The sequence below is a fragment of the Enterobacter sp. HMSC16D10 genome (genome assembly GCF_001807145.1).
In the GTDB taxonomy this organism is placed as follows: domain Bacteria; phylum Pseudomonadota; class Gammaproteobacteria; order Enterobacterales; family Enterobacteriaceae; genus Enterobacter; species Enterobacter roggenkampii.
The window spans coordinates 24,104-31,985 of record NZ_KV787854.1; the positions used below are offsets into that span (position 1 = coordinate 24,104).

Annotated in this window: 5 protein-coding genes; 2 read left to right on the top strand and 3 right to left on the bottom strand. The window is 57.0% G+C overall.

Translation table 11 applies throughout. The features are described from left to right. Window positions 1–1,500 (top strand): glutamate/gamma-aminobutyrate family transporter YjeM, encoded by a 1,500-nt coding sequence (yjeM, locus tag HMPREF3143_RS07195; protein WP_070532444.1) that lies wholly within the window; start codon window positions 1–3, stop codon window positions 1,498–1,500. 37 nt (window positions 1,501–1,537) lie between these two features. On the opposite strand, the gene mscM is transcribed toward yjeM, so the two are convergent. The 3 genes from mscM to rsgA form a co-directional block, all read right to left on the bottom strand. Continuing rightward, window positions 1,538–4,861, bottom strand: a complete 3,324-nt coding sequence (gene mscM / locus HMPREF3143_RS07200) for a miniconductance mechanosensitive channel MscM (RefSeq protein ID WP_008502929.1) — start codon at window positions 4,859–4,861, stop codon at window positions 1,538–1,540. A gap of 19 nt (window positions 4,862–4,880) precedes the next feature. After that, entirely contained in the window at window positions 4,881–5,849 is a 969-nt protein-coding gene (gene asd, locus HMPREF3143_RS07205; protein WP_023326546.1) for an archaetidylserine decarboxylase, read from the bottom strand. A 97-nt stretch (window positions 5,850–5,946) separates the two neighbouring features. Continuing rightward, window positions 5,947–6,999, bottom strand: a complete 1,053-nt coding sequence (rsgA, locus tag HMPREF3143_RS07210; RefSeq protein ID WP_008502927.1) for a small ribosomal subunit biogenesis GTPase RsgA — start codon at window positions 6,997–6,999, stop codon at window positions 5,947–5,949. 107 nt (window positions 7,000–7,106) lie between these two features. Here rsgA and orn point away from each other — a divergent pair, with 107 nt between their 5' ends. Further along, entirely contained in the window at window positions 7,107–7,652 is a 546-nt protein-coding gene (gene orn, locus HMPREF3143_RS07215) for an oligoribonuclease (protein ID WP_008502926.1), read from the top strand. Window positions 7,653–7,882: the final 230 nt, after the last annotated feature.

Consider the following 7,882-nt stretch of genomic DNA (forward strand, 5'->3'; position numbering starts at 1 on the left):
ATGTCCCAGTCACTCAAAAAGATGACCCTCACCGGGCTCATCCTGATGATATTTACCTCAGTCTTTGGTTTTGCCAACAGCCCGTCAGCGTTCTATCTGATGGGTTACAGCGCGACGCCGTTTTATATCGTTTCGGCTCTGTTCTTCTTTATCCCGTTTGCGCTGATGATGGCGGAGATGGGCTCGGCTTACCGGAAAGAAGAGGGCGGGATCTACTCCTGGATGAACAACAGCGTCGGCCCGCGTTATGCCTTTATCGGCACGTTTATGTGGTTCTCCTCTTATGTCGTCTGGATGGTCAGCACGGCGGCCAAAGTCTGGGTGCCATTCTCCACGTTTCTTTTCGGTGCCGATAAAACGCAGGTCTGGTCTCTGGCGGGGCTGAGCTCCACGCAGGTCGTCGGGATTCTGGCGGTATGCTGGATGGTGGTGGTCACGCTGGTGGCGTCAAAAGGCATCAACAAAATTGCCCGTATCACTGCCGTTGGCGGTATTTCCGTGATGTGTCTGAACCTGGTGCTGCTGCTGGTGAGTATTGCCATTCTGTGCCTGAACGGTGGTCATTTTGCGCAGGAGGTGAACTTCGTTTCCTCGCCTAATCCAGGTTACCAGTCCGGGCTGTCCATGCTCTCCTTCGTGGTGTTTGCCATCTTCGCCTACGGCGGTATTGAAGCGGTGGGCGGGCTGGTCGACAAGACCGAGAACCCGGAAAAGAACTTTGCCAAAGGGATTATTTTTGCCGCTATCGTGATTTCCATCGGCTATTCACTGGCGATTTTCCTCTGGGGCGTCAGCACCAACTGGCAGCAGGTATTGAGTAACAACACCACCAACCTCGGGAACATTACCTACGTGCTGATGAAAAGCCTGGGGATGACGCTGGGTAACGCCATGCACCTGATGCCGGAAGCATCGGCCACCATGGGGATCTGGTTTGCGCGCATTACCGGCCTGTCGATGTTCCTTGCCTATACCGGCGCATTCTTCACGCTGATCTACTCGCCGCTGAAAGCGATCATCCAGGGTACGCCAAAAGCGCTGTGGCCGGGACGCATGACCCAGCTCAATACCGCAGGCATGCCTGCCAACGCTATGTGGATGCAGTGTCTGCTGGTGTGCGTGTTTATTCTGCTGGTGTCATTTGGCGGTGATACCGCATCGGCGTTCTATAACAAGCTGACCCTGATGGCGAACGTGTCGATGACGCTGCCGTACCTGTTCCTGACCCTGGCGTTCCCGTTCTTTAAGGCGAAGCAGGAGCTTGAACGTCCGTTTGTGATTTTTAAAACCCGCGCGGCAACGCTGCTGGCGACCACGGTGGTGGTGCTGGTGGTGGCGTTTGCCAACATCTTTACCATTATTCAGCCGGTAATTGAGGCGAACGACTGGAACAGCGCGCTGTGGATGGTGGGCGGTCCCATCTTCTTCTCGCTGTTAGCGATGGGAATTTATGAGAATTACCGTCGACGCGCGACGGCGTACGTCGCAGAAGTGGCGTAGCGGGAATATTCCCCTCCCGAAAGGGAGGGGAGATGCGTTATAAGCTGCCCGCCGGGCGCGTACGCGCCGCTGACGTCAGCGTTCTTCCCGTTTTACGCCCGTCCAGGCTTTCCAGACGCATCTGGAACGGTGGGAACGGCATATCAATACCGTGCTCGCGGAAGCCCGCCAGAATCAGCTGGTGGATCTCATGGCGCAGCGGCATACGGTGTCCCATTTCGGCGGCGTAGATACGCAGCTCGAAAATCTGAATCCCCTGCTGTAAATCCACAAGGAAAACTTCCGGCGCCGGGTTGTCGATGACCAGCGAGCAGCGCTCCGCGGCAGTGTAGAGGATCTGGGTGACCTCTTCGCTGTTCGCGTCCGACGGTGCCGGTACCGTCAGCACCACACGGGTAACGGAGTCTGAGAGCGACCAGTTGATGAACTGCTCGGTAATAAACGCCTTGTTTGGCACGATGATCTCTTTCCGATCCCAGTCGCTGATCGTCGTCGCTCGGGTGTTGATCTTCGTGATACTGCCGGTCAGATCGCGGATCGTGACGGTATCGCCAATGCGGATCGGTTTTTCGAACAGAATAATCAGGCCCGAGATGAAGTTGGCGAAGATCTCCTGTAAACCAAAACCTAACCCAACGCCGAGCGCTGCGACGAGCCACTGGAGCTTCGACCACTCAATGCCGATCATCGAGAAGCCAACCAGACCGCCAAACAGCATGATCAGATACTTGGTAATGGTCGTGATTGCATAGCCCGTACCCGGCGTTAAATCCAGATGCTGCAGCAGCGCCAGCTCCAGCAGTGCCGGGAAGTTGCGCACCAGTTGGGTGGTGATGATCAGCACCAGAATGGCAATCAGCACCGCCCCTAAGGTGATCGGCTCCAGGCTTTCAACGCCCTGCACCGTCGAGGTCACGTCCCACAGCGAGATGTTCTCCAGGAAGCCAAATGCCGAGTGGATCTCCGACCACAGGAAGATCACCGACAGGAGGGCAATCAGCATCAGGATGGAGCGAACCAGACGCAGGGACTGGGTACTGATGGCATCCAGATCCAGTTCGACCTCATCCGCCTCCGTCGTACCTTCCGTACTGTTAACGTGGTTTGGCTCCTCCTCACCCCGCGCGCGCTGAGCGAGGATCTCCGCCCGGCGATGTTTGGCACGGTCAAACGCCAGGCGACGCCGCTGGATCAGCATCCAGCGGCGGATAACGTGATACACCACCAGCAGCAGGAACCAGATGGCCACCGAGGTTTCGAGACGTGCCAACAGCGCCTGCGACGTCGCCAGGTAACCCACCGCGGCTGCCAGCATCGCAATCAACGGTGCGCTGAGCAGCAGGTTCCAGAGCAGCCGGTTGAACATGTTGTCGCCGCTGCCGGTTTTATCCAGATAGAGCGGAATACCCGCGCGCTTCAGGCTGAGCGTGACGATGGCCAGCGCTCCGCATATCAGCATAAAGCAGAGGCGGCCCAGCGAGCCTGAAAACTCCCGGTCGTTGAGATTATCGAACATGATCAGCGCCATAATCAGCGGCACAATCAGCCCGATGCTCATCAGATAGTAACGCATGGCGCGCGCCACGCGATTACGCGGCCAGCCAAAGTGGGCGATGAACAGGCCATTGGGTCGCGCAAAGGTGGCGCAAATCATTACCACCCACAGCAGCGGTACCGTGGCGGTGACGCCATCGCCAATCGCTACCGCGAGCGGATAGGGCCAGGCTTCCCGCAGGCCATAGCCCAGCGTCATCCACAGCACCGGCAGCGGGGAGGCGACGAGAATCGACCAGAATACGGTGCGCAACGTCAGCCAGAAGTGATCCTGGGTAACCTTCCCCACCCGGGAACTGGAACGCTCGAGGAAGCGGGTGAAATGTCTGCGCGAGTAAATGCTGAAGCCCACCAGAATTAACGCCCCCAGCAGCGGGAAAATGGTCTCTTTGCTGGTGAGCATCATCACGCTGGCCTGTCCCAGCTGGCTGAAGGTATCCAGCGAAATCAGACGGCGCAGATCCTGGACAATCTCAATTGGCCACGAGAAGGTCATCGGACGCACGTCGGACGTCCAGAAGAGATAACGGTGCGTCGCCTCGTTCACCTCTTTCAACGCATCTTCCAGCTGGCTGTTGGACACTTTTAGCTTGGTCAGCTCAAGAATCAGCGTATCCCCGCCCTGGAGCAGAGAGTTCAGCAGTTCACGCTGGGTACGCAGCTGGGCTTCCAGAATGCGGCTTTGCTCGCTGGTCAGAGGCTGTCCGTCAGCCTGACGGATCTGGCGGATTTGCGGCTGCTTATTGAGAAGATCTTCAAAATGCAGTCGCTGAACACGTAGCTGGGCCATTTCGGTATCCAGCTGCTGCGGCTTCGGCATCTCCGGCAGGCGCGCGACCTGGGCGCGTAGCGCTTCGCCCAGCAGGTTTGACGATCCGAGCCACTGGGACTGTTCGCGCAGGGTGTTGAGCGCCTGGCGAACCTGAAGGGTTTGATTAGTGGCCTGACGCTGCTGCGAGGCCACCAGATCCATACGCTGCGCCTGTTGATTCAGCGCGGCCGAAAGCTCACGGTTGACCTTAAACTGCTCAACGATGCCGGCAGGCAGGTTATCGCTATTTTCTGCCAGCAGCTCGGTACTTTCCAGCGCGCGCTCCGCTTCACGCTGGCGCTGGCTATTGAGCTGGTTGCGCAAGGCCTGAAGATAGGCGTCCAGCTGCTCGCTCTGCTTCTGAGCGAGTTCTGAGCGCATCCGCGACAGCTCCTGGCGGTTATTGGCGGAAAGCTGCGCCAGCTCGAGCTCATCGACAAGGGCCTTCAGGCGAGCCGATTCTGCCTGCAGGCCCAGATTTTGGGCCTGCGCCTGTGGCGTGTTGCCGTTTTGTGTCCCCACGCGGCGCTCAACTTCATTAAGCTGGCGGCGGGCGTCGGTTTGCTGCTGCGGAAGCTGGCTGAGGGAGTCGGCAATTTCGCGCGCTCGCTCCTGCTCCTGCTGAGCAAGGCGGCTCTTTTCCAGAAGCTGGCTGCTGACCTGCAGGATCTCCTGGTTCAACGCGTCGGAGGTCATCCCTGCCGGCACATCGCGCGGTTCGTCGCGCAAGTTATTGAGCTGCGCGCGCAGCGTCTGCGAGAGTTTGGGGAAGTTGTCGATAACCTGCTGATACTGCTGAGCGCGCTCAAGCGAGCCTTTCCGCTCCTCAAGCGCGTTCAGTGCGGACTGGAGCGACTCGACGGTCTCTGGCTGAGCGGGTTTGGCCGCTTTTGCCTGCTCCAGTTCCTGGGTTATCTGTTTGGCGTCGGGGGCTGTCGCTGCGTACGCCCCCATGCTGAGGCACCAGGCCATCAGTAGAACGATAATCGGGCGCACGTCAGCGATCCTTCTGTTGTTAGCCTTCGTCTTTTTTGTCGTCAACCAGCGGGCTGGCGTCGTGCTCGGCCTGGATCTCTTCCTGTGACAGCGGAGCAGGCTCTGCATCTGGCGTCACGAAGGTTTCGGTAGAGACCGCCAGCGGCTGGCCCAGCTTTGTCACCGACAGGCTTTCAAGCTGTTCAGCCAGCTTCACTTTGCCCGGCGCAAACAGGTTGATCACGGTGGAGCCCAGCTTAAAGCGGCCCATCTCCTGACCTTTGAGCAGGGCCACGGAACCTTCCGCTTCACCGGCAGGCCAGGTCCAGCGTTTGATCACGCCTTCGCGCGGCGGGGTGATGGTGCCTGCCCAGACGGTTTCGATGCTGCCGACGATGGTCGCACCGACCAGAATCTGGGCCATAGGGCCAAATTCAGTATCGAACAGGCAGATGACGCGCTCGTTACGGGCAAACAGGTTTGGCACGTTCTGCGCGGTCAGGTGGTTCACGGAGAACAGATCGCCCGGGACGTAAATCATTTCACGCAGGATGCCGTTACACGGCATGTGCACGCGGTGGTAGTCGCGCGGTGACAGATAGGTGGTGGCAAAGGTACCGTTGCGGAACAGATCCGCCATCAGGTAGTTACCCGCCAGCAGCGCTTCCAGGCTGTAGTTATGGCCCTTCGCCTGCAGAATTTTGTCGTCTTCGATGTTACCCAACTGGCTGATCACGCCGTCTGCCGGCATCACCAGGACGTTAGGGTCGGTGTTCACCGGGCGCACGTCGTCACGCAGCGGGCGCACGAAGAATTCGTTGAAGGTGCGGTAGCTGGCGGTATCCGGCTTCTGCGCCTCTTTCATGTCGACCTTGTAATATTTTACGAAAAGGTCGATGACCAGTTTGGTCAGCCAGCCTGCGCGTTTGCTCGCGCCCCAGCCCGCCAGGCGAGTGAGCCACAGTTTTGGCAGAATGTATTGAAGCGAAAGTTTAAATGCGTTTAACAAGGTAGCCTCCAGGCCATTGTTTTGTCGTTCCTGATCCGGCGGTAAGCCACCGGAACCTGAAAAAAGGGGACGATTTTAGCGATGCTTAGCTTAGTTGTCAGTTATCAGAATCAGAAAAGTTTTTACGCGTTTTTACCTGATCCATGCTCTCAAGAATGCGGTGATAATTCTCGAAGCGGGTCTCCGCGATTTCGCCTTTCTCAACCGCTTCACGGATAGCGCAGCCTGGGTCGTTATCGTGTTTACAGTCGCGGTACTTGCAAGCGCCTAAATAATCATGGAATTCGACAAATCCGTTAAAGATTTGTTCCGGCTCAAGGTGCCATAAACCGAACTCTCGCACGCCCGGGGAGTCGATCACGTCGCCGCCATGTGGGAAGTGATACAGGCGTGACGCGGTGGTGGTGTGCTGGCCCAGGCCCGAGACGTCAGACACATCGTTGGTGAGGATCTCTTGCTGAAGGCCAAGCAGGTTGTTCAGCAGGCTCGATTTACCCACGCCGGACTGGCCCGCAAAGATGCTGATGCGATCGGTCAGTGCCTCTTCAAGCGGTTTCAGGCCATCTTTGGTGTAGCTGGAGACCATCAGGACGCGATAGCCAATTTTGCGATAGATATCCATCTGCTCATTGACGAAGGCCATCCCGTCGTCGTCCAGCAGATCGATTTTGTTCAGCACGATGATCGGTTCAACCTGCAGCGTTTCGCAGGCGACGAGGTATCGGTCGATAATATTGAGTGACAGTTCGGGCAAAATCGCCGATACGATAACAATCTGGTTAATGTTGGCGGCAATCGGTTTGACCCCGTCGTAGAAATCGGGACGGGTTAACACGGACGTGCGCTCATGGACCGCTTCAACAATACCTTTTACCGTTACGCCTTCCGCCGCCTCTTTACCCGGTCGCCAGACGACCCGGTCGCCGGTCACCAGAGAACGAATGGTCCGGCGGATGTTGCAGCGGTGAATCGCACCATCGGCGGATTCCACGTCAGCGTGCATACCGAAACGGCTGATGACTACGCCTTCCGTTGGGTCGCCAAACAGGTTGTCGTCGTAATCGACCTTCTCCGCAGTGGTTTTAAGACGGCGCTGGTGATTGGCATTCACGCGGCGCTGCTGCCCTTTGGAGAGTTTATTTTTACTCAATCGCACTGGCTCCTGGTCGCCCGTAGGGGGCAAAACCTCTATGATACACTCTAATTAATACTAGTTAACCTGCTACTGCCGGTTATGCGAGAAGGGTGGAAAATAACATGAGCGCGGATGAAAACAACCTGATTTGGATCGATCTCGAAATGACCGGGCTGGATCCCGAGCGTGATCGCATCATTGAAATTGCAACCCTGGTGACGGACGCCAACCTGAATATCCTGGCGGAAGGGCCTACGATTGCGGTGCATCAGTCTGATGACCAGCTGGCGTTGATGGACGAGTGGAACGTGCGTACCCACACCGGCAGTGGCCTGGTGGAGCGCGTGAAGGCGAGCACCATGGGTGACCGTGAGGCGGAGCTGGCGACGCTTGAGTTCCTGAAACAGTGGGTTCCGGCGGGCAAATCACCTATTTGTGGGAATAGCATCGGCCAGGATCGCCGTTTCCTGTTTAAGTACATGCCGGAGCTGGAGTCTTACTTCCATTACCGCTATCTGGATGTCAGCACGCTGAAAGAGCTGGCGCGTCGCTGGAAGCCTGAAATTCTCGACGGCTTTAAAAAGCAGGGGACGCATCAGGCGATGGACGATATCCGAGAGTCCGTGGCGGAGCTTTCTTACTACCGCGAAAACTTTATTAAGCTGTGATTTTGAGATCCGGCGCCTTGCGTGGCCGGGTTTTTGTCGTTAAATTGTGCAGCTTGCCGATTAAATAAGCATTTGAACTGAATTTCGAAAAAATCGCTTTAAGGGGGGTTGCAGCTAAAAGGATTTCTCGTATAATGCGCCTCCCGTAACGACAGAGAATTACACGTTACGACAGCAACAAAAGCAGTGCAGATTTGCGGGAATAGCTCAGTTGGTAGAGCACGACCTTG

Bases quoted from the DNA above. Each gene is read 5' to 3' on its own strand.
- yjeM (WP_070532444.1), top strand. From the start codon at position 1: ATGTCCCAGTCACTCAAAAAGATGACCCTCACCGGGCTCATCCTGATG.
- orn (WP_008502926.1), top strand. From the start codon at position 7,107: ATGAGCGCGGATGAAAACAACCTGATTTGGATCGATCTCGAAATGACC.